Below are 25,788 nucleotides of genomic sequence, written 5' to 3' on the forward strand. Positions count from 1 at the left end.
TTGCCTGGCATTGATGTTGCTGTTGAGGCGATGCCGCGGTGCCGTCATCGGCGGCGGGCTTCGGTGATGGCGGTGATCATGCTCGCGAGGTCGTCGACGGTGGCGGCCGGTAGTAGCCGATCGCAGTACGGGAGTGCCGCGGCCATCCCGCCCACCAGCGGCAGATAGCCGGGGACCCCCGCCCGAGGATTGAGCCAGATCACGGTGAACGCGCGTCGAGCGATCCGCGCCATCACCCGGTCCATCTCGCTTGGATCGTCGGAATCCCAGCCGTCGGAGGCGATCACACAGATCGCTCCCCGCAGTGTCTGCGCATGGCGCGACCGCAACAACTCGTCCAGACTCGCCGCGATACGGGTACCGCCGAACCGATCCACCACCTTCTCGCTCGCCGAGTCGACCGCGTCGTCGATGGACGAGCGGGCCAGGATGGGCGTCATCCGGGTGAGCCGCGTGGCGAATGCGAAGGTCTCGCCGCGTCCGCGCCGCGACAGGGCGCGCATGACGTGCAGATAGACGCTCGTATACGCCTGCATGGACTGGGATACATCGCAGATCATCACGATGCGTCGCTGTCGCCACATCGGGCCGCGGTATGCCACGTCGGCGATCTCCCATCCCGTGTGCCGGGCACGCACCAATGTGTGACGCAGGTCGATCCGCCGTCCCCCGGAGACCACGCGCTCCCGGCGGCTTCGTCTCCTGGGCCACACCTCGATCGCCTCGTCAAGCCAGTCCTCGATACGTTGCAGCTGCCGGGAGTCCAACTGGTCAAAGGGAATCCGCGCGATGGCTTCTATGGCGCTCGGTTGCGGTATCCACACGGGCGAACCGTCGGCGTCGTCGGTGGAGTCCTCGCGGACCGCCATCCGCGGCAGCGTCGCCCAGGGCAGGCCCTCGGTATCGTCGTCGCCTTCGTCACCCGACCCGGGAACCGGGAGCGCCTGATCTCCGGGCGGGGCCGACGATGACCCACGCATGGCGACCGGATCGAGCGAGAACACCGCGTCGTCGAAGACGGCCGCAAACACCGCGTCGAAGGTATCGATGTCAGATTTCTTGCGCACCAACGTGATCCGCGCGACCCAATAGAGTCCCCGGCGATTGGACAGTACGTCGCGAGGCAGGCCTCCGAGGGCGCGGCCGAAGACCGCGGCATCCGCTTGACCGACCGGGACGCCGGCGGAGCGGAGCCGATCGGTGAATCCGGCGGCGAACGCCGCTCGATCCACCCGGGCGAGTATCGGCCCACTCGTCATCGCGCACCGGGCGCCTCTCCGGTCACAGCACGGCTCCCCGATCGAGTGCCTCGACCAGTGTGTCCTGGTCGTCGGGTGTCTTGACCAGCGTGCCGAGCGTGGGGCGCACCGTGTCCGGCATCAACTCGCTGACGCCCAGAGTGATAAGGGCCGACACCCAGTCGATCGCCTCTGCCATCCCCGGTGGCTTGTCGAGGTCGAGTTCGCGAACACGGCCGACGAAGACGGAGGCGTCGGCGATGAGGCTGTCGGGGGCACCGTGCACGGTACGGCGCAGCACCGCCGCGACCTGGGCCGCACCGGGATAGGCGATCCAGTGGTACAGGCAGCGCCGTCGCAACGCGTCGTGCAGTTCCCGGCTGCGGTTGGAGGTGAGCACCACCACCGGGCGGCGCTCCGCCCGGATGGTGCCCAGCTCGGGGATCGAAACCGCGCCCTCCCCGAGGAATTCGAACAGCAGTGCCTCGAATTCGTCATCGGCACGGTCGATCTCATCGATGAGCAGGACGGGAGGGCGCGCACCCCGATATCGGATCGCGGCCAGCAGCGGCCGCTCGGACAGATACTCCGGCGCATACAGGTCGGCGTCGGATATCGACTCCTCGCGTGCCTCGGACAACCTGATCGCCAGCAGCTGACGCTGATAGTTCCATTCGTAGAGGGCATCGTGCGCGGACAGCCCCTCATAGCACTGGAGCCGGATCAGATCGGTACCCAACGCCGTGGCCAGCGAGATCGCCGCAGACGTCTTGCCCACCCCCGGTTCACCTTCCAGCAGCAGCGGCATCCCCAGCGACGTCGCCAGATACAGCGCGGTGGCCAGACCCTCATCGGCCAGGTAGTCGACCTCATCGAGCCGTTCGACGACATCCTGCGGCGATTCGAACAGACTGTTCGACGCAGTCATCGGGCCCGTCCCGTCACGTGCGCGTAATCCGTCTGTGCGAGGAGTCGCCGGTAGTCGTCTTCGGTATCGACGTCGATGGGGATGTCGCCGTCGACGTCGACCGTGACCAATCCGGGTCCCGCCGCGTCGATCAGTTTCCACACCGCCTTGTCACCGTGCAGAGTGGCCAATTGCGGAAAGATCTCGCGTCCCAACCAGAACGGGTGACCGAGTCCGTCGCGGTAGCGGCATGCACCGATCGGCGCCCCGGATGCGGCCGCCACCAGTGCGTGCACCGCCGTGGCCTGGACACCGGGCTGATCGCCGAGCAACAGCACCGCCCCGTCGGCGGCCGCGTCGACGTGGTCGATCGCCGCACTGATCGACGACGAACAGCCGGATCCGTAATCGTCGTTGATCACCACAGTGAGGCCGTGCAGATCCACGTGCGCCGCCACGTCGTCGGCCGCGGCACCGAGGGTGACGATGATCTGGTCGAACCCCTGGCGACGCACATTGTCGAGGGTGGCGCCGAGCAGGGTGGTACCCGCGTACGGAAGGAGTTGTTTGGGTCTCCCGAGCCGACGTGACCCACCGGCCGCCAGAACGACGGCGCACACCGGAGCCGTCATCGGGCTGCCTGCAGGCCACCACTCGCGCGCGCGATGAAGGTGTCGCGGCACCCGGTGCAGCAGAACCAGTGCGAACCCGATCCGTCGTGGTGGTGGGGCGTGTCGTCGGTGACGATGACGGTCATGCCACAGACCGGATCGACCTCCCGAAGGATGTCCGGGGTCATCGCGGTATACGGGTGTTCGTCGCGACCGGTGTCCCGCGCCGCCTCCGCCCGCGGTGCCCTCATGCCGTCGCGGCGAATGGCGGACACCACTTGGGCCAGCACCGACAGCGCGATCTCGGCCGGCGTCACGGCGCCGATGTCGAGTCCGACCGGAGTGTGGACCCGGTCGCGTTGCGACTCGCTCAGTTCCATCGCGTCGAGCAGCGCGGCGCCGCGTGTGTGACTCGCCACCAGTCCGACGAATGGCACGTCGCGGTCCAGAGCCGCGCGGATCTGTCGCGCTTCGTCACCCCCGTGCATCGACACGATCGACGCCACTGCCCCGTCCACCCCGGCACCCGACTCATCCGACGATGACGAGTCCTCCTGTGTCACTTCGAACCCCAGCAGCTGGGCCTGGTCGACAACGGCCTGCGCGATGGGCGTCTCCCCCACGACGTGGATGACCTGCGCGGAGCGCACTGGTTCGATGAACACCTCCAGGGCACCGCCGGACAGGCACGGGTTCACCGCGACCCGGGCGCCCGGTGTCTCCGGGAAGGTGTCGGCGTCGTCGGGCAGGATGCGCAACAGCACCCCCTCGCCTGAATCGATCGCGTCCACCGCGGCGAGTCGCACCGACTCGGCTGCACATTGGCCACCGACGAAGCCGTGCATCTGCCCGTCCGCGGTCACCAATGCCTGATCTCCTGCGTGCGCGGACGTCGGCGGTTGCGCGCGCACCACCGTCGCCCGGGCGTACGCGATGCGTGCTCGGCTGAGTTCCGCGGCGAGTTCGGTCAGTGATTCCCGACCCTCCGGTGGCATGACCTGCTCCTCTCGGTCTCCGTCACGATGCGTGCGCCCGGCTGCGACTGCGTTCAGATCGGGGGCCGCGCCCGGCCCTGCATCGCCTCCCACACCCGCGACGGTGTCAACGGCATGTCAGCGTGCCGAACGCCGAAGGGTTCCAACGCATTCACCACGGCGTTCACCACCGCCGGTGGCGAACCCACCGTGGCCGACTCCCCCACGCCCTTGGCGCCGATCGGATGATGCGGCGACGGTGTGACGGTCGACCCGGTCTCCCAATGCGGGACCTCGAGCGCGGTCGGGATCAGGTAGTCCATGAAGGACCCGTTGAGACAGTTGCCGGATTCGTCGAACTCGATGATCTCCATCAACGCCATGCCGATGCCGTCGGTGAGTCCGCCGTGCACCTGTCCCTCGACGATCATCGGGTTGATCCGGGTCCCGCAGTCATCGACCGCGACGAATCGCCGCACCTTGACCACGGCCGTCTCGGGATCGATGTCGACGACACAGATGTAGGCACCGAACGGATAGGTGAGATTGGCCGGGTTGTAGACCACGGATGCGTCCAGTCCGCCCTCGACGCCGGGTGGCAGATCGCCCGCACCGTGCGCCTTCATCGCGATCTCCGAGATCGTCACCGACTTGCCGGGATCGCCCTTGACCTGGAAACTTCCCTTCTCCCATTCCAGATCCGCGACCGACACCTCCAACATGCCCGACGCGATGAGCTTCGCCTTGTCACGAATCCGGCGGGCCGCCACCGCGGCGGCCGCCCCGGACACCGGCGTGGAGCGGCTTCCGTAGGTGCCCAGACCGAAGGGCGTGTTGTCGGTGTCGCCGTGGACGACATCGATGTCGTCGGGCGGTATCCCGAGCTCCTCGGCGACGATCTGCGCGTACGTCGTCTCGTGGCCCTGACCTTGCGACTGCACCGACAGCCGGACCACGGCCTTTCCGGTGGGATGGATCCGCACGTCGCATCCGTCGGCCATGCCGAGGCCGAGGATGTCCATGTCCTTGCGTGGCCCGGCACCGACCGCCTCCGTGAAGAACGAGACGCCGATCCCCATCAGCTCGCCCTGCGCACGTTTCTCGGCCTGCTCGGCGAGCAGTGCGTCGTAGTCGGCGATCCGCATCGACTCGAGCATCGCCGCATCGTAGTTGCCGGAGTCGTAGACCCATCCGGTCTTCGTGGTGTACGGGAATTGATCGGGTTGGATGAAGTTCTTGCGCCGTAGGGCGATCTGGTCCATCTTGAGCTCATACGCGAGGCAGTTCACCAGCCGTTCGACGAGGTAGACGGCCTCGGTGATGCGGAACGAGCACGCATAGGCGACCCCACCGGGGGCCTTGTTGGTGTACACCGCCGTCATCGAACAGTAGGCGGCCTCGAGCTGATAGCTGCCGGTGAAGACGCCGAAGAAGCCGGCCGGATACTTCACCGGGGCGGCGACGCCGTTGAACGCGCCGTGATCGGCGAGCACATTGGTACGGATGGCGAGGATGCGACCATCCTTCGTGGCGGCGATCTCACCGCGCATCACGTAGTCACGGGCGAAACCGGTGCTTGTCAGGTTCTCGGTCCGATCCTCCATCCACTTGACGGGCTTTCCGGTGACGATCGACCCGACGATCGCACACACGTATCCGGGATAGATCGGCACCTTGTTGCCGAACCCGCCCCCGATGTCGGGTGAGATGACGCGGATCTTGTGCTCCGGGAGTCCCGCGACAATCGCGTACAGGGTGCGGTGGGCGTGCGGCGCCTGGCTCGTCGACCACAGCGTGAGTTTGCCCTCGACCCGGTCGAAATCGGCCACCGCCCCGCAGGTCTCCATCGGGGCGGGGTGCACCCGCGGGTACACCATGTCCTGGGTCACCACCACATCGGCCTTGGCGAACACCGCCTCGGTCTCCGCCTTGTCGCCGGTCTCCCAGTCGAAAACGTGGTTGTCGGTTTTGCCTTCGAGGTCGTCACGGATCACCGGCGCCGACTCATCTAGCGCCTTGCGCACATCCCAGACGGGTTCGAGTATGTCGTAGTCGACGTCGATCAGTTCGAGTGCATCCCGTGCCGCATAACGGTCTTCGGCCACCACCGCGGCGACCTCCTGCCCCTGGAAGCGGACCTTGTCGGTCGCCAGCACCGCCTGCACATCGTTCGACAGCGTCGGCATCCAGTCCAGTCCGAGGCCCTTCAGAGTCTCGCCGGTGATCACCGCCTTCACCTTGGGAAGCGCCTCGGCCGCGGAGGTGTCGATGCTGACGATCCGCGCGTGTGCGACGGGCGAGCGCAGGATCGCCATGTGCAGCATCCCGGGAAGTTGCACGTCGTCGACGTATCGACCCAGCCCACGGATGAATCGTGGGTCCTCTTTGCGGAGCATCCGCCCGTAGCCGACGGGCTTCTGGTTGTTGTCGACCAGATCCGCGGCGGCCGGCTCGGGGGGTGTGGTGATGGTCATCGGACCGCTCCTGCTGTCGCGTCGTCGTTGGGGACGTCCTCGGTCGTGCTCTGCTCCGCGGTCGCGCCGTCGGAATGGCGCGCCGCCCACTGCACCGAACGCACGATCGTCGTGTAGCCGGTACATCGGCAGATCTGTCCACTGATCGCCTCGCGGATCTCGTCCTCGCTCGGATCCGGGTTCTTGTCGAGCAGCGCGCGGGTGGTCATGAGCATGCCGGGTGTGCAGAATCCGCATTGCAGCCCATGGCATTCCATGAATCCCTGTTGCACGGGATCGAGGGTGGTGCCCTGCTCGAGCCCCTCGACGGTACGCACGTCGTGGCCACCGGCCATCGCGGCGAGCACGGTGCACGATTTCACCGGTTCCCCGTCGAGCTGCACCACGCATGTCCCGCAGTTGCTGGTGTCGCAACCCCAGTGCGTTCCGGTGAGCCCCAGTGTGTCGCGCAGGAAGTGCACCAGCAGTAGCCGCGGCTCGATGTCACGGGTCACCGATTCACCGTTCACGGTCATCGTCACTTGCATCGAATACTCCTCTGTCTCAGTCTGTCTGAGGAACTCACGCCGTCGTCACCGCACCGGCACCCAGTCGATCCGCGCTGCGGCGCAGTGCGCGTTTGGTCAGCTCGTCGGCAAGGTGCCGCTTGTACTCTGCGCTGCCGCGTGCGTCTGTCGCGGGGTTGCAGGCCTCGGCGGCGATCTCGCCGGCCCGGCGCCAGGCGTCCTCGTCGGGCGCCAGTCCGCGCAGCGCGGTCGAGATCGCCGGGATGGTCGTGATGTTCGCCCCGACCGCGGCCAACCCGACCCGCGCGTCGGTGATCGTGCCGTCCGCCACCCACAGCGCCGCTCCCGCGGCACAGATGGCCCAGTCGCCCGCACGACGTTCCACTTTCTCGTAGGCGCTACTCCCGCCGGAGCGGATGGGGATCCGCACCTCGATCAGCATCTCGTTCTGCTCGACGGCCGTCTCGTAGGGACCGCGATGGAATTCGTCCATCGTGACCACTCGCTCACCGCCCGGACCACGGATCACACAACTCGCATCCAGCGTGTTGCACACACTCGACAGATCCTCGGAAGGGTCTGCCTGACAGAGAGATCCGCCCAGTGTGCCGCGATTGCGGACCACCGGATCGGCGATCACCTGCTCGGCGTCGCGAAAGATTGGAAAGGTCGAGAACAGCGCATCATTGTCGAGCAGCTCACGATGTCTGGTCATGGCGCCGATCGAGACGGCGTCGTCGGTGAAACGGATGTAGCCGAGTTCGTCGTGCAGATCGTTGATGTCGATGAGGTATTCGGGAGTCGCGAGGCGGAGTTTCATCATCGGGAGAAGGCTGTGCCCACCGGCGATCAGCCGCGCCTCGTCCCCGAGTTGACCGAGAAGCCGAATGGCGTCCTCGACACTTGTCGCGCGTTCGTATTCGAACGGTGCCGGAACCTGCATGGCGTCTCCTCTACTGTGTTTCGATAGCTTCTTGGGTTTCGACAGATTCTTTGGATTCGACAGATTCTTTGGATTCGACAGATTCTTGGGACCCGATGGGGCTGCGGCCGTCACCGGGGTGGATGTGATCGGTGAGCTCAGTCAGGTTGGCCCCGCTCCCGCCCCGTCGGGTGGCGATGATCTCGGCCACGATCGACACCGCGGTCTCGGCAGGTGTCCGTGCTCCCAGGTCAAGGCCGATGGGTGAATGCAGCCGCGTCAGGTCCGTGTCGGTCACCCCCTCCTCACGCAGTCGACGCAGTCTGTCCTCGTGGGTTCGCCGCGAGCCCATGGCGCCGATGTAGACACCCTCCGGTGTCTCGAAGGCCGCCTGCAGCGCGGGAACGTCGAACTTCGGGTCATGGGTGAGCACGCAGATCGCGGTGCGCGAATCGACTCTCCCGGCAGCCATCTCGGCGCGCAGGTATCTGTGCGGCCAATCGACGACCACCTCGTGTGCGGCCGGGAAACGGGGCCGGGTGGCGAACACGCTGCGGGCGTCGCAGACCGTCACGTGGTAGCCGAGCAGCACACCGGCCTCGGCGACCGCAGACGCGAAGTCGACGGCACCGAACACGATCATGCGCGGCGGCGGCGCGAAGGAGTTGACGAACACGGTGATGTCGTCGCCCATGCGCTGCCCCTCGGCACCGTATCGGAGGGTTGACGACTCCCCCAGGTCCAGCAACCCGCGCGCATCTTGGGCGACGACCCGGTCGAGGTTGTCTCCACCGAGGGTGCCGCTGACGGTGTCGGGGGTGAGGGTGAGATGACTGCCCACTCGTGCGTGCGGGTGTGAACTCTCGATCACGGTGGCCACGGCGATCGGCCGGCGGGCCTCGACGGCCTCGGCGAGGTCCCCCAGTTCGGGCCATGTCTCCTGGGACACCGGTTCGCAGAAGACGTCGAGGATGCCGCCGCACGTGAGGCCGACCGCGAAGGCGTCATCGTCGGCGATTCCATAACGTTCGGCTTGCGGTTCACCGGACTCCATGACGTCACCGGCAAGGTCGTACACGGCGCCCTCGACACAACCACCCGACACCGACCCCAGGACACTACCGTCTGCCGAACGGATCGCCGCGGCACCCGGTTGCCGGGGTGCGGAGCCGAACGTCGTCACGACAGTCGTCAGTCCGACCGTCTCGCCGTTGCGCCAATGCTCGACGAGCGTGGGCAGGACATCTCGCATCTGCACATCCTCGGATCGGCGGACACACCGCTGTGTCTCGCATCACATAGTTGTGACATCGTCCAGTCTGCGCCGGATCGAGAGAACGTCAACCCAAACCTCAGTATTCACTGAAGTAAGGCAGACCTAATTACGGTTTCGTGTTGCCTCGACGGGTCCTCGCAGAACACGAGGAGGTCGGGGACGACCGGAATCTTCGGTTCAACCGAACCTAAACCCATATTATATGCGCTGTACAGATGTAGATTCCGACTGAATCATGGTTGCCAACGACCAAATTCCATGAACAGCGGAGGTTTAGATGGCGGACCAGAAAATCGAGGTTCTCATCGTCGGTGCCGGCCAGGCCGGCATCGCCATGAGCGAGCACCTCGGCACGCAGGGCGTGCCACACCTCGTGGTCGAGCGCGACCGCGTCGCCGAACGATGGCGCTCGTGGCGATGGGATTCCCTCGTCGCCAACGGGCCGGCCTGGCACGACCGCTTCCCCGGCCTCGAGTTCGACACAGACCCCGATGCCTTCGCCACGAAGGAACAGGTCGCGGACTATCTGTGCACGTATGCGGAGAAGATCGACGCGCCGATCCGCACCGGTGTCGAGGTGACGTCGGTCCGCCGCAACGAGGGGCGACCCGGGTTCACCGTCGAGACCTCCGAGGGCACCATCGATGCCCGTTACGTCGTCGCCGCGACCGGCGCGTTCCAGAAGCCGGTCATCCCCGCGGTCGTGCCGGCGCACGCCGGGATCCACCAGATCCACTCCTGCTCCTATCACAATCCCCAGCAGCTGCCCGACGGTGCTGTGCTGATCGTCGGCGCCGGCTCCTCGGGTGTGCAGATCGCCGACGAGCTTCGAGCGGCCGGGCGTGAGGTCTACCTCGCGGTCGGGCCGCACGATCGTCCGCCGCGTAGCTATCGCGGCCGCGACTTCTGCTGGTGGCTGGGTGTTCTCGGCAAATGGGACCTCGCCTCCCCGCCGCAGGGCGCCGAGCACGTGACCATCGCCGTCAGCGGTGCGCACGGTGGCCACACCGTCGACTTCCGTTCGCTGGCGGACGACGGCATCACGCTCCTGGGCCGGGCCGGTGCCTATACGGACGGCGTTCTGCAGTTCGCGCCGGATCTGCGTGCCAACATCGACGCCGGTGATGCGAACTACTTGTCCATGCTCGACGAGGCGGACGCCTTCGTCGAACGCACCGGAATCGATCTCCCCGAGGAGCCGCAAGCCCGTGCCCTCGGCCCCGACCCCGACTGCGTGACGAACCCGATCCTGCAACTCGACCTGGCCGCCGCGGGGATCAGCTCGATCCTGTGGGCGACCGGCTTCGCCCACGATTACGGCTGGCTGCAGGTGGATGCTTTCGACGAGAACGGACGTCCCCGGCACCAGCGCGGTGTGTCGTCGGAACCGGGCGTCTACTTCCTGGGTCTGCCGTGGCTGTCCCGGCGCGGGTCGAGCTTCATCTGGGGTGTGTGGCACGACGCCAAGTTCCTCGCCGACCAGATCGCGATCCAGCGCGGGTACCTGGCCGCCTATCAGGCCACCTCCGATTCGGACACCGACGACGCGACACCACGCGCCGACATCACCGAACCGCAACCGGTTTGCTGACGCCCGCGACCCGACCACCATCGCCGAAAGGATCATTCCCGATGACCAGCACGCACACCCCACAGGTGACCCACACCCGCATCCGTCCGTTCAACACGCGCGACACCTACCCCGAGCAGAATCTCGACAACGATCTGTGCCAGGCAGTCGTGGCCGGCGGTGTCGTGTATCTGCGCGGCCAGATCGGCCAGGACCTCGACACCCGCGAATCGGTGGGCATCGGCGACGTCGAGGCCCAGACCGAGAAGGCGATGAGCAACATCGCCATGCTCCTCGACGAGGCCGGTAGTTCGGTGCGCGACATCGTCAAGGTCACCGTGTACCTCACCGACATCCGGTACCGCGAGACCGTCTACCGCGTGATGGGTCGCTGGCTCAAGGGTGTCTTCCCGGTGTCGACGGGACTGGTGGTCGAGGCCCTCGCCCGCCCGGAGTGGCTGGTGGAGATCGACGCCACGGCCGTGCTCAGCGAGCCGCGGGACACCGACCGATGACGCTGTCACTGGCCGCGCGCGACCCCGAGACCGGCGCGTTCGGCATCGTGATCTGTTCGTCGAGCCCGGCGGTGGCCGCGCGCTGCGCCCACCCGCGGGCCGGCGTCGGGGTGGTGGCTTCGCAGAACATCACCAACCCCGCACTCGGCCCCGCCATCCTGGACCTTCTGGCCGGTGGCGCCAACGCCGAGACGGCACTGAAATCCGCACTGGCACAAGAGAAGTATCCGGATCATCGGCAGCTGACCGTGGTCGACACCCAGGGCAACACCGCAGTCCACTCGGGTGCGCACAGCCTCGGGGTGCACGCCCATGCGCAGGGTGACGGGGCCGTCGCCGCCGGCAATCTGCTCGCCGACGAGAGCGTCATCGCGGCGTTGCTGTCCGGCTACGCCGAGAGCGGTTCGGACACCTTCGAAGAGCGCCTCCTCGACGGCCTGGACGCCGCCCTGGACGCCGGGGGCGAGGCGGGGCCGGTGCATTCCGCGGGCCTGCTGGTCGTCGACGATGTCTTGTGGCCGGTGACCGATCTGCGCGTCGACTTCGCCGAGGAACCGCTCGCCGACCTGGCGGCGCTGTGGCAGATCTGGCAGCCGCAGAAGAACGATTACCGCATGCGTGGCGTCGATCCCACCCGCGCACCTTCCTACGGCGTACCGGGGGACCTGTGACCACCACCATCGACGACGTCCTCGCCACACGCGTGGCCGCCGCGCACCCGGGTCTCGTCGCACTGTCGCGTGACCTCTTCGATCATCCCGAGGTGGCCTGGGAGGAGGTCCGTTCCGCGCGTCGAGTGGCCTCTGTGTTGGCGGACAACGGATTTGACATCACCGAGCGGTACTGCGACCTGGACACGGCGTTTGCCGCCCGGATCGGCACCGGAGATCTGCACATCGCGTTGTGCGCCGAATACGATGCCCTGCCCGGGCTCGGTCATGCGTGCGGGCACAATCTGATCTCCGCCATCACCGTGGGAGCCGCGACGGCGCTCGCTCCGTTGGTCGACGATCTCGGTGTGACCCTGTCGGTCATCGGGACCCCGGCCGAAGAGGGTGGCGGCGGAAAGATCGAACTGCTCGAGCGCAATGGATTCGCCGGCCGGCACGCGGCCGCGATGGTCCACCCCGGACCGGCCGACGTCGCCCGCGCGCGTCCGTTCGCGGTGTCGCACAGCCATATCGAGTACCACGGGAAATCGGCACATGCGGCCGCCTACCCGGAGCGTGGGACCAACGCGGCCGATGCGTTCACCATCGCGCAGGTCGCGATCGGACTGCTCCGCCAGCAACTCCCCTCGTCGGTCCGGGTGCACGGCATGATGACCCGCGGGGGCGAGGCACCAAACGCCATCCCCGAACACACCGAGGGACGCTGGTATGTGCGCGCCGAGACACTCGCCGAGCTGGCAGAGACCGAACCGCGGGTCATGCGATGCTTCGAGGCCGGGGCGCTGGCATCCGGCGCGACGCTGACGGTGACTCCGGAATCCAAGCCTTACGCCGAGTTCCGCACCGACGAGCGGCTTCTCGCCTGCTATGAGAAGCGGGCGATCGCGGCCGGCAGACGGTTCGGCTCCGGCCCGGACACGACGATGGCGCGGGCGTCCACCGATATGGGCAACGTGTCCCAGGTGTTGCCTGCCATCCATCCGTACATCGGCATCGACTCGCTGCCGGCGGTCAACCATCAACCCGAGTTTGCCGCCGCGACCGTGACCCCGGCCGCCGAGACCGCCATCGCGCAGGGAGCGCTCGCGCTCGCCGGCACGATCGTCGACGCGGCCACCGATTCCCCCATCCGCAGTCATTTGCTGTCCCAGGAGTGAGTTCCGTGCCCGATCCCCAGGCCGCCGTCCGCATCGAACACGATCTGCTCGGCGAACGCGAGGTGCCGGCCGACGTCTACTACGGCGTCCACACCGCGCGCGCCCGGGACAACTTCCCCATCACCGGGGTGCCCATCTCCGCTCACCCCGACCTCGTCTGTGCGCTCGCGTCGGTGAAACAGGCGGCAGCAGAAGCCAACCGCCAACTCGGACTTCTCGACGCCGCGATCGCCGAGGCGATCATCGGGGCCTGCGTCGAGATCCGTGGCGGGCGGCTGCACGACCAGTTCGTCGTCGACCAGATCCAGGGCGGGGCCGGGACGTCGACCAACATGAACGCCAACGAGGTGATCGCCAACCGCGCCCTGGAGATCCTCGGTCACGAGCGTGGCGCGTACCACGTCGTCCATCCGCTCGAACACGTGAATCTCGGACAAAGCACCAACGACGTCTACCCGACCGCGGTGAAGATCGCTGTGGGCACCGCATCCCGCTCACTCGCTGCCGCCCTGCGACGACTGGTCTCACACTGCGGCGCAAAGTCTCTCGAGTTCTCCGGCATGCTCAAGATCGGCCGGACCCAACTGCAGGATGCCGTCCCGATGACGCTCGGTCAGGAGTTCGGCGCCTTCGCGGTCACCATCGGCGAGGACGCGGACCGGATCGACGAGGCGTCGACGCTGATCACCGAGATCAACCTGGGCGGCACGGCGATCGGAACCGGGCTCAATGCCCACCCGGAGTATGCGGCGCTCGTGTGCGATCGTCTCGCCGAGATCACCGGGCTCCCGTTGTCCACCGCCGGGAACCTCGTGGAGGCCACCTCCGATGTGGGTGCGTTCGTGCAGCTGTCCGGGGTCACCAAGCGGGCCGCGGTCAAGTTGTCGAAGGTCTGCAACGATCTGCGGTTGTTGTCGTCCGGACCCCGCTCGGGTCTCGGGGAGATCAATCTGCCCGCCGTGCAGGCCGGCTCCAGCATCATGCCGGGCAAGGTCAACCCGGTGATCCCCGAGGTCGTCAACCAGGTCGCCTTCGAGGTGATCGGCAACGACCTCACCGTCACCATGGCCGCGGAGGCGGGACAGCTGCAGCTCAACGCCTTCGAACCGATCATCGCTCGCGCCCTGCTCTCCTCGCTCACCCACCTGAGCGCGGCGGTCGACGTGTTGGGCGATCGATGCATCCGCGGGATCACGGCCAACCCGGACCGCATGCGCGACGCTGTCCTCGGCTCGGCCGGCCTGGCGACCGCGCTCAACCCGGTGCTCGGCTATGAGGCGGCCACCGCGCTCGTCGCCGAGGCCATCGCCACCGGACTGTCGATCCCCGAACTGGTCCGACGGTCCGCGCTCGTGGACGACGAGGTTCTCGATCACATCCTGAGCCCCGAGCACCTCTGCGGGCAGTAGGCCCTACACCAGCCCCGGACACCCCAGGGCGGCGGCCAGGAACTGCCGAAGTGACGCACGCACCCAGGCGGGGTCGACGCGACGGTTCCGGCCCACCAGATGCAGGCCGAACCCGTCTTCGATGGCGATCGCCGCGGAGGCGACGTGCGCGATATCCCCATCGACGGTGAACACACCCTCGGCAACGCCCTGATCGATGACCTCACGGTAGAGCGATGCCTCTCGCTCGAAGAGCTGCGTCATCAACTCCGCGTGCCGGTCCGCGCGCGCACTGTGCAGATGCAGCTCGTAGAGGGCGGGGCTCATCGGATCGTCGGGATCGCAGATGCCGAGATCGATGAGGACTCCCAACCGCCGCATCGGGTCGGTGACGTCGGCGATGGCGTCGCGACGCGCGCGATAGAAGCGCGTCACGGCCGCCTCGTGGACGGCGAGGAGCAGATCGTCGAGCTCCGGGTAGTAGTAGGCGACCGATCCCGGCGAGAGCCCCGCCGCCGCCGCGATGTCCTTGATGCGCAGCCCGACGAGACCGCGCTCGGCAATGGCGAGGGCGGCGGCGTTGATGATCTCGGCACGACGGGCGTCCTGCCGTCGAGGGCGGGCCATGGTTGGGCATCCTGCCCTCTCCCGGCTCGCCGAAGCAAACGGGACATTGCTTCGGTCGAACCGATGGACAGGTTCGAATTATCGCAGGGCGAGATATGGGCGACAGGCTGGCGTGACCGTATCGGCGCAGGTTATCGTCGAATCATTCTTTGAGATTGAACACAAAGAATGAGACCGAGCATCTCACACCGCCCGATCAGCGCGGACCTGCAGCCCACAAAACCAACAGCCCTTGACGGAGACATCCATGCGTGACCCTCGATACGACATCCTCTTCGAACCAGTCCAAATCGGACCGGTCACGGCCCGCAACCGCTTCTTCCAGGTGCCCCACTGCAACGGCATGGGATACCGCGATCCATCGGGTGAGGCCGCCATGCGGCGGGTCAAGGCCGAGGGCGGATGGGCCGTCGTCTGCACCGAGCAGGTCGAGATCCACCCGACCTCCGACATCGGCCCGTTCATCGAACTGCGACTCTGGGACGACCAGGACATGCCGGCCATCGCCCGCATCGCCGACCAGATCCACGAAGGCGGCGCACTCGCCGGAATCGAGTTGGCCCACAACGGCCTCAACAGCCCGAACCTGATCAGCCGCGAGACCCCGCTGGGGCCGCAACACCTCCCGGTCGTGTCATGGAACCTGGACCCGGTCCAGGCCCGCGCGATGACCAAGGCCGACATCGTCGACCTCCGCAAGTGGCACGCCGATTCGGTCCACCGTTCACTGAAGGCCGGCTACGACATCGTCTACGTCTACGCCGGCCATGCGATCGGTGGGCTGCACCACTTCCTGTCGCGGCGCTACAACAACCGCACCGACGAGTACGGCGGCAGTCTGGAGAATCGCGTCCGCCTGATCCGCGAGATCCTGGAGGACACCCGCGAGATCGCCGACGGCAAGGCCGCGGTCGCCTGCCGGATCTCGGTCGACGAACTCCTCGGCGACGACGGCATCACCCGCGCCGAGATGGAGGATGTCTTCGGCCTCATCGGCGAACACCCCGACCTCTGGGATCTGGTGCTCGGGAGCTGGGAGGACGACTCGGTCACCTCCCGGTTCGGGCCGGAGGCCGAACAGGAGCCATACGTCACCGGGCTCAAGCAGCTCACCACCAAGCCCGTCGTCGGTGTCGGCCGATTCACCTCCCCCGACACCATGGTGCGGCATGTGCGCAGCGGTATCCTGGACCTGATCGGCGCCGCCCGACCGTCGATCGCGGACCCGTTCCTGCCCAACAAGATCGAACGCGGCGACCTCGAGGACATCCGCGAGTGCATCGGCTGCAACATGTGCGTGTCGGGTGACTTCACCATGTCCCCCATCCGCTGTACCCAAAACCCGACCATGGGTGAGGAATTCCGCCGCGGCTGGCACCCCGAACGCATCGCGCCCAAGGCCTCCGACTCCTCGGTGCTCGTCGTCGGAGCCGGCCCCGCAGGACTGGAAGCCGCTCGTGCACTGGGCAATCGCGGCTACCCGGTCACGCTGACCGAGGCGAGCCGCGTGCTCGGCGGCCGCGTGGCGCGGGAAGCCAAGCTGCCCGGGTTGTCCGCCTGGATCCGGGTGATCGACTACCGCCTGCAGCAGCTCGACCGGCTCGACAACGTCGAGGTGTACCGCGAGTCACCGATGAGCGCCGACGACATCCTCGAGTTCGGTTTCGACCATGTCGTCATCGCCACCGGATCGTCGTGGCGGAACGACGGCGTCGGCCGCTGGCACACCCATCCGATACCGGTTGACTCCGCCGCCGACGTCCTGACCCCCGACGACATCATGGCGGGCCTGCGCCCCAAGGGAAATCGGGTTGTCCTGTTCGACGATGACCACTACTACCTCGGTGCCGTGATCGCCGAGCTGCTGGCCAAGGAAGGTTACACGGTCACCCTAGTGACCCCGGTACCGCAGGTGTCGCAGTGGACGACCAACACCATGGAGGCCCATCGCATCCGGGCCCGGATCATCGAGGCCGGCGTCGAGGTTCGCACGGACACCGCGGTGACCGCGATCGGTGCCGACGGCGTCGACACCGCATGCCGATTCACCGGCCGGGCCGGACAGCTCGACACCGACTCCGTGGTCCTGGTGACCGCACGACTGCCGCATGACGAGCTCTACATCGCACTGCATGCGCGCGAAGACGAGTGGAGCGCGGCGGGCATCAGCACGGTCAAGGGTATCGGCGATGCGTGGGCGCCGTCGACGATCGCGGCGGCCGTCTGGTCGGGTCACCGATTCGCCGAGGATCTCGACACGCCACCCGACGATGCCCCGGTGCCGTTCCGACGCGAGGTCACGCAGCTGTCGATCGAGCCGGTGTTCCGCGCGCCCGTCGCATCGGTGTAGACGCCACCGGCGAACACCGTCACGCGTCCCGCCACCGCCGGCCGAGTGTCACGAAACCCTTCGTGTCACTTGGTCGGCGCCCCGCTCCTGAGGGGCCCGTACTTCAGAAGGGTGGGGGTGGACCTTCGTTGTTGCGCTTGTGGTTTCGTTTCCTCTCTGCCCGGCGTCGGGCGTGTTTGTTCGCCGTCCGACCGCGGGTGCGGGTCAGGCGTTCAAGGTGTTCGCTCATGTCGGTAGGTGGGGCCTGGGGTGTGGCGGTGTAACGCATGCGTCGCAGACCGGGGAAGAGGTCTTCGAGGGTCTCGGCTTCCCCGTCGATCACCAAACCCTCCGGCGTGACGCTCTGCGTCCGGAGCCGGCCGGCGGCGTCACGCCACTGCAGGTCGAGCCACTCACCGAAGGTTTTCAGCAGGTGCCAGGGACGGCATTTCGGGTTCATGTTGTCCGAGGTGGTTTGTCCACCGGCGGCCGGGTTGTCGTGGTCGTATTCGCCGACGTGCTCGCCGTCGCACTCCCAGGCACTTTTGCCGCAGCCGGGTTCTGAGCAGTAGCCGTGGCGGATGCGGATGAACGTGTCCAGGGCGGTCGTGGGTCGGTACGGGTCTGAGGGCAGCGACCCGGGCACCGTGAAGGTGCCGTCGGGGTTCATCGGGGTACCCGGCGGGATCAGGTGAGCGATCCGTGCGTCGGGGCGGGCGGCGAGTTCACGAACATGCGCGCCGTCGATGACGCCGTGCCCGTCCATGAAGCCGGGATTGTCCGCCCGGCCCGCCCGAGTGGCCTCGTCAGCCACCACATGGATGACCACCTTCGACGCCACCGCCACCACAGCGGTCGACCCGACCGGACCGGCCCCGCCACCCGCGCAGCCGGAGCCGGAGTCGCCGTCGAGGTCGAGGTCGAGGTCGAGGTCGAGGTCGAGGTCGAGGGTGGCCGCGGTGCTCGGGCAGTCGTCGCGGCCACATTCACAGGTGAAGTCGCTGCCGGACAGCAGTGCGAACTCGGCGTCGGAGAGACGTTGGTTCTTGGTGCGACCGTCGTGCTCGCACACCCGGGCGGCGACCGCCTCGATGTTCGCGAACGCGATGCGGGCGTTCTCCGCCGACATGATCGCGGACAGCTCCGCGGTCCCGTCGCGGCGGTTGTCCAGCCACACGCCACGGCGGTCGAGTGCATCCTTGCGGCGTTCACGCACTGCGTCGGGGTCCTGGCGGAAGATGATGCGATCGACCATGTCGCGCAGGCGCTGTGCCGAATACGATCCGGCGCGCAGGCGCTCGGCGATCTGCGCGTCGACCAGGGGTGCGTAGTCCTGGCCGTCGACCAGTGCGGTGCCGGTGATGATCGTGCGGGCCTGCCGTTGGGTGATCACCCCGTCGCCCAGGCATTCCAACACCTTGGGGAGTCGGTCGCGCAACGTGATGGCCTCATCGAGCAGGACCTCGGCCTGATGGCGGGTCATCGTGCGCAGCTGCGCGATCCGGGTGGCGGCGTCGGCGAAACCGTCGACGACGTAACCATCGGTGTGCTCGCGGGTGGCGACGAGACGATCGAACAGGACGCCGGCGAACCGATAGTCCGCATACGCCAGGTAGGAGTGCCCGCGGTCGATGTCGGTCATCCCGCGCAGCAGGTTGTTGATGTCGGCGTCATCGGCCTGATCGAGGTCGATTTTGCCCACGTACTCGGCCGGCAGGCCACGCCACAACGGCGTATCGGCTGACGAGCCGGTAGACGAGGACACGAGCGGCCTTCCAGAGAAGCGGACACGGCTGCAGGACACCCACATTCATCTCTGATCTGCGACCCCGGAACCACCCGGGAGGCGCGCGCTCGTTCACTCTTTCCTGCTGACAACAACCTACAACCGGGCACCGACAAGTCTTGTCGGCATGTTGGAGTGGTCTCGATGCGGTCGTCGCAAGCTCCTCCCTTACTCATGGCCAGCGAGAAGGGTGCGCCGCTCACGATTCACTCCCGAACAGATTTCGACACAGATCCGCCACCACGCTCGCGCGCCGCGTCGGCTTGGCGGCGACGGCGTTCAGCAGCACCATCGTCAGCGCCGGCACGTCGTCGGAGATCGGTACCGCGGAAACCTGGTGGCCGTCGAGCGCCATCGGTACCGCCGACTTCAGGTTGAGCACGGTGTAGGCGAGCCCACGTCCGACCAGCGCCCGGCAGGTCTCGACGGTCGTCGAGCGGTACCGCACGTTCGGGGTCACGTCGGCCTCGGCGAAGACCCGCCGGAAGTAGTCGCGGCTGTGCGGTAGATCCAACAGCGCCATCGGCTCGTCGGCAAGCTCGGCCAACTGGACCTTGCGGCGCGCTGCCAGGCGATGATCGCCGGCCACCAACACATATGGCGGCAGGGTGCGCAGCGGCCAACGCTTCAGGCGCGGGTCGTCGACGAGGTCGTAGCCGATACCCAGTTCGAACGTGCCGTCGGCGACGCCCTCGGCCAGGTCGGCGAGATCGACCTCGGAGGTCTGCAACCGCAGCTTCGGGAGTTTGGCCGCCGCGGCGGCGAGCAACTCGGGCAGCAGGTACGGGGCGGTCACCTCGAAGCATCCGATCGAGAGGGTGCCGGTGAGTGAACCGCCGAGCCCCTGTGCCGCCGACCGGAGATCGGCGGCCGATGCGAGCAGCCGCCGGCTGGCGACGAGCATCTCCCGGCCCGCCGGCGACAGCGTGATCCCCTTCGCGTGATGGCGGACGAGAAGTTGAACTCCCAGAGCGCTCTCCAGATCCGTCAGCGCGGTCGACATCGCGGACTGCGACAGGTGCACCGTCGACGCGGCCCGGGTGATGCTGCCGGCCTCGGCTACCGCGACGAAGTATTCGAGCTGCCGCAGCGTGTAATCGGCCATCGCCCACCTCGCTTCACACCGAAACCCATTGGTTCGACACAGCCGATATTAAACCAAGAAAAGACCGACTGTACAGATGTTATGCAAACCCGCAAGCTGGTAAAACGCATTACAGACCCCATTCTGAGCAGGAGTTTCCCCATGGGAGCACAACCCAAGCAGTCCGACACCGGATTGCACGACGGAGTCCATCTCCGGCACTCGCTGAAGCGCTTCGACGTCCCGATCATGATCCTGTCGGCGCTGATCAGCCTCGACATGGTCGGCGAGATCTCCTCGTTCGGCGGCGAAACCTTCACCTGGCTGGTGGTGCTGGCGCTGCTGTGGATGATCCCCTACGGCCTCGTCACATCCGAACTCGGCAGCACCTTCCCCGATGAAGGTGGCCTCTACGAATGGGTGAAGCGGGCATTCGGCAAGCTGGCCGGAGCGATCGCCACCCTCATGTACTGGTCGATCAACCCCTTGTGGATCGGCGGTTCGCTCGCGTTCATCAGCACCGCCGCGTTCAGCGGATTCATCCATCCGATCGGTGAGGGCACCGTGGGCGACTTCGTGTTCAAGACGCTCTTCGTCGTCGGCGCGGTGGCGATCACCCTGCTCCCGATGCGACGCGCCCGGTTGGTCTTCACCGTCGGCACCTACCTCAAACTCGTTCTCGCCGCCGTCTTCCTCGTCACCACCGTGATCTACGGACTCCGCAACGGCTTCCACGGGATCGGCGAGGTCACCTGGTCGCCGACCATGACCGGCTTCCTCGGACTCGTTCCGCTGCTGCTCTTCTCGCTGGTGGGCTTCGAGGTCCCGAGTCAGGCCGGTGGTGAGATGCAGAACCCGCAGCGCGACGTGCCCCGCGGGATCGCGCTCAGCGGGATGGTCGGAGTGCTCGTCTACGCGCTCCCCGTCCTGGCCCTGCTGCTCGTCCTGCCCACCGACGAGATCACCGGCATCGGCGGCTTCATGGCCGCACTGGACACCGTCTTCGGCGTCTACGGCCCCGCGGCCGATGTCCTGGTCAACGTCGCGGTGGTCGCCTTCATCCTCGCGCTCGCGATCACCGGTGCCACCTGGGCGTCAGCCGCCAACCGCGCGTTGGCCGTCGCCGCCGGCGACGGCGGGTTCTTCCCGTACTTCGCGAAGTTCGACCAGCGCACCGAGGCCCCGATGCGTGTCGGGATCTTCACCGGCGCCATCGCGCTGGCGTTCATGGTCGCCGGCGTGATCTTCTCCCGGGGCGACAGCGCCGCGACGTTCGGCGTCGTCCTGACCATCACCATCTCGACGTCGCTCATCGCCTACCTGTTCGTCTTCCCGGCGGCGCTGCGCCTCCGGTTCACCCACGCGGCCACGCCGAGACCGTACGCCGTCCCCGGCGGTCTCCTCGGTATGGGCATCGCGGTCGGGCTGACGACGTTATGGTCGGCACTCGGGGTGTGGGTCGCCGTGTTCCCGGGCACGCTCGAGAACATCTTCGGTCTGGACTATGCATTCCTCGACGAGTGGGGCGTGACGCGTGCCAGGTTCGAGATCTTCACCCTCGGCACGCTGGCAATCCTCATTGCCATCGCGGTCGCGGGGTACCTGCGGGCACGGAGTGTCTCCGCACCTACGTATTCCTTCGCTTCCAAGGAGTCGGAGAACGTCCCCGAGGCGGTCTCCTGACATCCGCCAGCTTCGGCTCGCACGGCTGCGTCGCGCATCGGTCTCGATGCGCGACGCAGCCGTCTCTGAGTGGAGATGGAGCCGATCCGGGTCATCACTATTCCCGATGCAAATCATCAGATAAATCGGCGCAGGCGGACTTGTTGTCGGGTGCCGCACTACGTCACCATGGGAAACATGGCTGATCTCACCGACCCGACCTCGATCGACTGGCGCGCGCAGGCGTCCTCGGTCAAATTCCCCACGCTGGCGTTCATCGACGGACGCTGGACGGCCGCCGAGTCCGGCGACACGTTCGATGTCGTCAACCCGGCCACCGGAGAGGTGATCGCCGCGGTTGCTGCCGGTGATTCCGCCGACGTCGACACGGCCGTGGCGGCCGCACGAAAGGCATTCGACGACGGCCGTTGGTCGGGCCTGTCGGCCGGCGAGCGGGGCGCGGTCCTCAATCGGTTCGCAGATCTGCTGATGGAGCACGCCGAGGAACTCGCGCTGCTCGTGACCCTCGAGATGGGTAAACCCATCCGGGACTCCATTCAGGTCGAAGTACCCGGCGCGGCAGCGGTCTTCCGATACTACGGTGAGGTCATCGACAAGCTGCCCGGCGAACTCCCACCCACCGCGGACGGCAGCGTCGCGCTGGTGCGGCGGGTGCCGCTGGGCGTCGTCGGCGCCGTGGTGCCCTGGAACTTCCCGCTCGACATCGCCGCCTGGAAGGTGGCACCCGCATTGGCGGCGGGCAACACCGTGGTCCTCAAGCCCGCCGAGGAATCGCCCCTATCGGCACTGCGCATGGCGCAGATCGCGATCGACGCGGGCATCCCGCCCGGCGTGTTGAACGTGGTCACCGGTCTCGGGGCCACCGCGGGACGCGCCCTCGGTCTGCACCCCGACGTGGATTGCCTGACCTTCACCGGTTCCACCGAGGTCGGCAAGAAGTTCTTGGCCTATAGCGCCGAGTCCAACATGAAGCAGGTGTGGCTCGAATGCGGCGGCAAGAGTCCGAACATCGTGTTCGCCGACTGCGCCGACCTCGACCACGCCGCCGAGATGGCCTGCTTCGGCATCTTCGGCAACCAGGGCGAGGTGTGCTCGGCCAACAGCCGTCTCTTGGTCCAACGCGACATCCTCGACGAGTTCGTCGCGAAGGTGATCGAGCATGCCGCCACCTACCGTCCGGGCGACCCGCTCGACCCGTCGTCGGTCACCGGCGCCATGGTCTCGCACAAGCAACTCGACCAGGTGCTGTCCGCGGTCGAGGGTGGACGCGAAGGTGGGCGGATCGTGCTCGGCGGAGACCGGATCGGCGAGACCGGCTACTTCATGGAGCCGACCGTCATCGTCGACCTGCCCCTCGACTCCCCGGTGGTGACCGAGGAGATCTTCGGCCCGGTACTCGTCGTGATCCCCTTCGACACCGAGGACGAGGCCGTCGCGCTCGCCAACGACACCCCGTACGGCCTGGCGGCATCCTGCTGGACCGCAGATCTCGATCGGGCACTACGCATGTCGGACGCCTTGCGCGCGGGCACGGTGTCGATCAACACCGTCGACGCGTTGTCGCCGGGAACCCCCTTCGGCGGGTTCGGCGCATCGGGTTTCGGATCGGATCTCTCGGTGCACGCGATCGACAAGTTCACCGGCCTCAAGACGACCTGGATCGCGCGAGGGTAGCGCCCCCTCCCAACGGGTGCCGACAGTTCCTCCCCCGGGTACCCCTATCTCCTCCGCGTGTGCACGCAGGGGACAAAGAGATACCCGAGGGAAGAGCTCAGGACACACCCAGCGCATCGAGTAGCCGGTCCACGAAGGCGGCCTGGGCGGGATTGAGCTTTGCGCGCGCAGTGGCGGGGTCGACCCATTCGGCGCGGTCGATCTCCGGGAACTCCTGCATCCGGCCCGACTTCGGCGGCCACTGCATCTCGAAGGTGTTGCTGACGACCGTCGCGACATCCAGCTCGCCTTCGACGGCGAACCCGCTCACGACCTTGCCACTCGCCTGCCTGACCTCGCCGAGTTCGATGACGGGTCCGGCGGGCGGCGCGGTCCCGATCTCCTCGGCGAACTCCCGTCGGGCCGCGGCCCACAAGTCCTCACCATCCTCGACGAGACCCTTGGGGACCGTCCACGCGCCCAGGTCCTTGCGAGCCCACAGCGGTCCGCCGGGGTGGGCTATCAACACCTCGATGCCGTCATCGGTTTGCCGAAAGAGCAGCAGACCCGCACTTCGCCGACTCGTGTGACCCGCCACGCCAACAATTGTGCACCGGCGAGCCCGACCCGCCACGGCGGAATATATTCTCGACGAAACACCGTCGTCATCTCAGCGCGCCAAATCCGAAACCTGAAACTCGTAAACACGGCGTATGGCGGTTCTCGATACGATCAGACACGGCAAGACGACCCAGCATCCGGTGGACGAGATACCGCCTCTGGCGAAGCTTCTCCCGCTCGGCATCCAGCACGTTCTCGCGATGTACGCGGGAGCCGTCGCGGTGCCACTGATCGTGGGCGGCGCGATGGTCAGCGTCGGTCAGCTCGAGCAGGGTGACATCGTCCACCTGATCATGGCCGACCTGTTCGTCGCCGGTATCGCGACCATCCTGCAGGCGGTGGGCTTCTGGCGATTCGGCGTCCGCCTCCCGCTGATGCAGGGCGTCACATTCGCGGCCGTCGGGCCGATGATCACCATCGGGATGTCACACGGGATCACCGCCATCTACGGCTCGGTCATCTGCTGTGGCGTGTTCATGATCGTCGCCGCACCCATCGTCGGGAAGCTGATCAGATTCTTCCCACCGCTGGTCACCGGCACGATCATCCTCATCATCGGTGTCTCGCTGATGCGGGTCGCGGCCGGATGGTTCGGCGGTGGCACCGGGGCAGGCGAAGACTTCGGTGCGCCCAAGGACATCGCCTTCGGCTTCCTGACCTTGGCCATCATCATCGCCATCGAACGCTTCGCCCCGGACGCGATCCGTCGCGTGTCGGTCCTCGTCGGCCTCGTCGTCGGCACGCTCATCTCGCTGCCGTTCGGTATGGCCGACTTCTCCGCGGTCGGCGAGAACCCCTGGGTGGGAATTCCGCAGCCGTTCCAGTTCGGCGTGCCGACCTTCGAGATCAGCGCGATCATCTCGATGATCATCGTGGCCCTCGTCATCATGACCGAGACGACCGGCGACATCGTCGCCGTCGGCGAGATCGTCGACAAGAAGATCACCCCGCGCAAGCTCGCCGACGGTATGCGCGCCGACGGCATGGGCACCGTCCTCGGCGGTGTGTTCAACACGTTCCCGTACACCGCGTTCGCGCAGAATGTGGGTCTGGTCGCGATCACCGGCGTCAAGACCCGCCACGTCGCGACCTGCGCAGGCGTCATTCTGGTCATCCTGGGCCTGCTCCCGAAGATGGCGGCCGTCGTCGAGGGCATCCCCCTGGCGGTGCTCGGCGGCGCGGGCGTCGCACTGTTCGGCATGGTCGCGGCAAGCGGTGTGCGGACCCTGGCCAAGGTGAAGTTCAACAACACCAACATCCTGGTCGTCGCCATCTCGGTCGGCGTCGCGATGCTGACCGAGGCCAAGCTCTACTACACCAATCGCGACCTCGGCGATTCTCCGGTCAACGTCTCGCTGGACCTCTACCACCAGTTCCCCGACTGGTTCCAGACGATCTTCCACTCCGGTATCTCCGCCGGCGCGCTGACCGCGATCCTGCTCAACCTGTTGCTGAACACGCGCAGCACCTCGCCCGATCCGGTCGATTACCACAACACCGGTGAGATCGAGGTCGTCGATCCGACCGCTGCCGGTCTGTTGCCGTCGGATTCGATGGCCGGCGCCGCCTTTGACCCGCGCGACGCGCTCGCCGCCGCCGATCCGGATTCGTCGCCCGAGACGCTGCGCTACCTCGCCGAGCATGACCCGGGCCTGCACCAGTTCATCGTGACCAACCCGTCGACACCGCCAGATCTCTTCGAGGAGATCAAGAGTCAGGGCGACCCGAAGGTGCTGCGTGTGATCGAGACCTGGGACGGCTACACCGACGGCGGATTCTCCCGACGAGGCAGCTGA

21 protein-coding genes are annotated in these 25,788 nt (G+C 66.9%); 9 read left to right on the top strand and 12 right to left on the bottom strand.

The window, feature by feature from the left end; translation table 11 throughout:
* Positions 1–44: 44 nt before the first annotated feature.
* The 8 genes from GORHZ_RS23845 to GORHZ_RS23880 are packed head-to-tail and all read right to left on the bottom strand — an operon-like array spanning position 45 to position 8,884.
* Positions 45–1,232 (bottom strand): vWA domain-containing protein, encoded by a 1,188-nt coding sequence (locus GORHZ_RS23845; RefSeq protein WP_245551502.1) that lies wholly within the window; start codon positions 1,230–1,232, stop codon positions 45–47.
* Between the two features lie 49 nt (positions 1,233–1,281).
* The gene (locus GORHZ_RS23850) at positions 1,282–2,166 is read right to left on the bottom strand and encodes an AAA family ATPase (protein ID WP_006337619.1); all 885 of its coding nucleotides are present in this window, start codon (positions 2,164–2,166) and stop codon (positions 1,282–1,284) included.
* Complete coding sequence (locus GORHZ_RS23855) at positions 2,163–2,777, bottom strand: nucleotidyltransferase family protein (protein WP_006337621.1); 615 nt, start codon at positions 2,775–2,777, stop codon at positions 2,163–2,165. The genes GORHZ_RS23850 and GORHZ_RS23855 overlap by 4 nt, the downstream gene beginning before the upstream one ends.
* A complete protein-coding gene (locus GORHZ_RS23860; RefSeq protein ID WP_006337623.1) occupies positions 2,774–3,751 on the bottom strand; it encodes an XdhC family protein in 978 nt (325 codons plus the stop codon). The genes GORHZ_RS23855 and GORHZ_RS23860 overlap by 4 nt, the downstream gene beginning before the upstream one ends.
* Positions 3,752–3,804: 53 nt before the next feature.
* Entirely contained in the window at positions 3,805–6,204 is a 2,400-nt protein-coding gene (locus tag GORHZ_RS23865; protein WP_006337626.1) for an aerobic carbon-monoxide dehydrogenase large subunit, read from the bottom strand.
* Positions 6,201–6,731: a (2Fe-2S)-binding protein gene (locus GORHZ_RS23870; RefSeq protein ID WP_006337627.1), complete on the bottom strand. Its 531-nt coding sequence runs from the start codon at positions 6,729–6,731 to the stop codon at positions 6,201–6,203. Before GORHZ_RS23870 ends, GORHZ_RS23865 begins: the two co-directional genes overlap by 4 nt.
* 34 nt (positions 6,732–6,765) lie before the next feature.
* Complete coding sequence (locus tag GORHZ_RS23875) at positions 6,766–7,653, bottom strand: FAD binding domain-containing protein (RefSeq protein ID WP_006337646.1); 888 nt, start codon at positions 7,651–7,653, stop codon at positions 6,766–6,768.
* Between the two features lie 10 nt (positions 7,654–7,663).
* On the bottom strand, positions 7,664–8,884 hold the full coding sequence (locus tag GORHZ_RS23880; RefSeq protein ID WP_006337648.1) for an XdhC family protein: 1,221 nt from the start codon (positions 8,882–8,884) through the stop codon (positions 7,664–7,666).
* Positions 8,885–9,185: 301 nt separating this feature from the next.
* Between GORHZ_RS23880 and GORHZ_RS23885 the strand changes: the two genes are divergently transcribed.
* The 5 genes from GORHZ_RS23885 to GORHZ_RS23905 are packed head-to-tail and all read left to right on the top strand — an operon-like array spanning position 9,186 to position 14,230.
* The gene (locus tag GORHZ_RS23885) at positions 9,186–10,499 is read left to right on the top strand and encodes a flavin-containing monooxygenase (RefSeq protein WP_006337650.1); all 1,314 of its coding nucleotides are present in this window, start codon (positions 9,186–9,188) and stop codon (positions 10,497–10,499) included.
* 41 nt (positions 10,500–10,540) lie between these two features.
* Positions 10,541–10,993, top strand: a complete 453-nt coding sequence (locus GORHZ_RS23890; RefSeq protein ID WP_040533228.1) for a RidA family protein — start codon at positions 10,541–10,543, stop codon at positions 10,991–10,993.
* Positions 10,990–11,664, top strand: coding sequence for a DUF1028 domain-containing protein (locus GORHZ_RS23895; RefSeq protein ID WP_006337667.1), 675 nt, complete (start codon positions 10,990–10,992; stop codon positions 11,662–11,664). The genes GORHZ_RS23890 and GORHZ_RS23895 overlap by 4 nt, the downstream gene beginning before the upstream one ends.
* Positions 11,661–12,821: a M20 family metallopeptidase gene (locus GORHZ_RS23900; protein ID WP_006337669.1), complete on the top strand. Its 1,161-nt coding sequence runs from the start codon at positions 11,661–11,663 to the stop codon at positions 12,819–12,821. The genes GORHZ_RS23895 and GORHZ_RS23900 overlap by 4 nt, the downstream gene beginning before the upstream one ends.
* Before the next feature lie 5 nt (positions 12,822–12,826).
* The gene (locus GORHZ_RS23905; RefSeq protein ID WP_006337671.1) at positions 12,827–14,230 is read left to right on the top strand and encodes an aspartate ammonia-lyase; all 1,404 of its coding nucleotides are present in this window, start codon (positions 12,827–12,829) and stop codon (positions 14,228–14,230) included.
* A gap of 3 nt (positions 14,231–14,233) precedes the next feature.
* Here the strand turns inward: GORHZ_RS23905 and GORHZ_RS23910 are convergent, their stop codons facing one another.
* Positions 14,234–14,836, bottom strand: a complete 603-nt coding sequence (locus GORHZ_RS23910; RefSeq protein WP_006337674.1) for a TetR/AcrR family transcriptional regulator — start codon at positions 14,834–14,836, stop codon at positions 14,234–14,236.
* Between the two features lie 247 nt (positions 14,837–15,083).
* Here GORHZ_RS23910 and GORHZ_RS23915 point away from each other — a divergent pair, with 247 nt between their 5' ends.
* Positions 15,084–17,186, top strand: coding sequence for an oxidoreductase (locus tag GORHZ_RS23915; RefSeq protein WP_006337675.1), 2,103 nt, complete (start codon positions 15,084–15,086; stop codon positions 17,184–17,186).
* Between the two features lie 103 nt (positions 17,187–17,289).
* On the opposite strand, the gene GORHZ_RS23920 is transcribed toward GORHZ_RS23915, so the two are convergent.
* Positions 17,290–18,975 (bottom strand): HNH endonuclease signature motif containing protein, encoded by a 1,686-nt coding sequence (locus tag GORHZ_RS23920; protein ID WP_006337676.1) that lies wholly within the window; start codon positions 18,973–18,975, stop codon positions 17,290–17,292.
* A 175-nt stretch (positions 18,976–19,150) separates the two neighbouring features.
* Positions 19,151–20,056 (bottom strand): LysR family transcriptional regulator, encoded by a 906-nt coding sequence (locus GORHZ_RS23925; protein WP_006337677.1) that lies wholly within the window; start codon positions 20,054–20,056, stop codon positions 19,151–19,153.
* A gap of 141 nt (positions 20,057–20,197) precedes the next feature.
* On the opposite strand from GORHZ_RS23925, the gene GORHZ_RS23930 reads away from it, so the two are divergent.
* Positions 20,198–21,718, top strand: coding sequence for an APC family permease (locus GORHZ_RS23930; protein ID WP_006337678.1), 1,521 nt, complete (start codon positions 20,198–20,200; stop codon positions 21,716–21,718).
* Between the two features lie 177 nt (positions 21,719–21,895).
* Positions 21,896–23,392, top strand: a complete 1,497-nt coding sequence (locus GORHZ_RS23935) for an aldehyde dehydrogenase (protein WP_006337679.1) — start codon at positions 21,896–21,898, stop codon at positions 23,390–23,392.
* Positions 23,393–23,489: 97 nt separating this feature from the next.
* On the opposite strand, the gene GORHZ_RS23940 is transcribed toward GORHZ_RS23935, so the two are convergent.
* On the bottom strand, positions 23,490–23,969 hold the full coding sequence (locus GORHZ_RS23940) for an NUDIX hydrolase (protein WP_040533234.1): 480 nt from the start codon (positions 23,967–23,969) through the stop codon (positions 23,490–23,492).
* 115 nt (positions 23,970–24,084) lie between these two features.
* On the opposite strand from GORHZ_RS23940, the gene GORHZ_RS23945 reads away from it, so the two are divergent.
* The gene (locus tag GORHZ_RS23945) at positions 24,085–25,788 is read left to right on the top strand and encodes a nucleobase:cation symporter-2 family protein (protein ID WP_006337691.1); all 1,704 of its coding nucleotides are present in this window, start codon (positions 24,085–24,087) and stop codon (positions 25,786–25,788) included.

This window comes from Gordonia rhizosphera NBRC 16068 (assembly GCF_000298195.1).
Lineage (GTDB): Bacteria > Actinomycetota > Actinomycetes > Mycobacteriales > Mycobacteriaceae > Gordonia > Gordonia rhizosphera.

Excerpts from the sequence above, each read along its gene's own strand:
- GORHZ_RS23850 (WP_006337619.1), bottom strand. The coding sequence starts at position 2,166 with ATGACTGCGTCGAACAGTCTGTTCGAATCGCCGCAGGATGTCGTCGAA.
- GORHZ_RS23935 (WP_006337679.1), top strand. The coding sequence starts at position 21,896 with ATGGCTGATCTCACCGACCCGACCTCGATCGACTGGCGCGCGCAGGCG.
- GORHZ_RS23925 (WP_006337677.1), bottom strand. The coding sequence starts at position 20,056 with ATGGCCGATTACACGCTGCGGCAGCTCGAATACTTCGTCGCGGTAGCC.
- GORHZ_RS23895 (WP_006337667.1), top strand. The coding sequence starts at position 10,990 with ATGACGCTGTCACTGGCCGCGCGCGACCCCGAGACCGGCGCGTTCGGC.
- GORHZ_RS23860 (WP_006337623.1), bottom strand. The coding sequence starts at position 3,751 with ATGCCACCGGAGGGTCGGGAATCACTGACCGAACTCGCCGCGGAACTC.
- GORHZ_RS23880 (WP_006337648.1), bottom strand. The coding sequence starts at position 8,884 with ATGCGAGATGTCCTGCCCACGCTCGTCGAGCATTGGCGCAACGGCGAG.
- GORHZ_RS23870 (WP_006337627.1), bottom strand. The coding sequence starts at position 6,731 with ATGCAAGTGACGATGACCGTGAACGGTGAATCGGTGACCCGTGACATC.
- GORHZ_RS23865 (WP_006337626.1), bottom strand. The coding sequence starts at position 6,204 with ATGACCATCACCACACCCCCCGAGCCGGCCGCCGCGGATCTGGTCGAC.
- GORHZ_RS23875 (WP_006337646.1), bottom strand. The coding sequence starts at position 7,653 with ATGCAGGTTCCGGCACCGTTCGAATACGAACGCGCGACAAGTGTCGAG.
- GORHZ_RS23915 (WP_006337675.1), top strand. The coding sequence starts at position 15,084 with ATGCGTGACCCTCGATACGACATCCTCTTCGAACCAGTCCAAATCGGA.
- GORHZ_RS23945 (WP_006337691.1), top strand. The coding sequence starts at position 24,085 with ATGGCGGTTCTCGATACGATCAGACACGGCAAGACGACCCAGCATCCG.
- GORHZ_RS23920 (WP_006337676.1), bottom strand. The coding sequence starts at position 18,975 with ATGTGGGTGTCCTGCAGCCGTGTCCGCTTCTCTGGAAGGCCGCTCGTG.
- GORHZ_RS23855 (WP_006337621.1), bottom strand. The coding sequence starts at position 2,777 with ATGACGGCTCCGGTGTGCGCCGTCGTTCTGGCGGCCGGTGGGTCACGT.
- GORHZ_RS23930 (WP_006337678.1), top strand. The coding sequence starts at position 20,198 with ATGGGAGCACAACCCAAGCAGTCCGACACCGGATTGCACGACGGAGTC.
- GORHZ_RS23890 (WP_040533228.1), top strand. The coding sequence starts at position 10,541 with ATGACCAGCACGCACACCCCACAGGTGACCCACACCCGCATCCGTCCG.
- GORHZ_RS23885 (WP_006337650.1), top strand. The coding sequence starts at position 9,186 with ATGGCGGACCAGAAAATCGAGGTTCTCATCGTCGGTGCCGGCCAGGCC.
- GORHZ_RS23910 (WP_006337674.1), bottom strand. The coding sequence starts at position 14,836 with ATGGCCCGCCCTCGACGGCAGGACGCCCGTCGTGCCGAGATCATCAAC.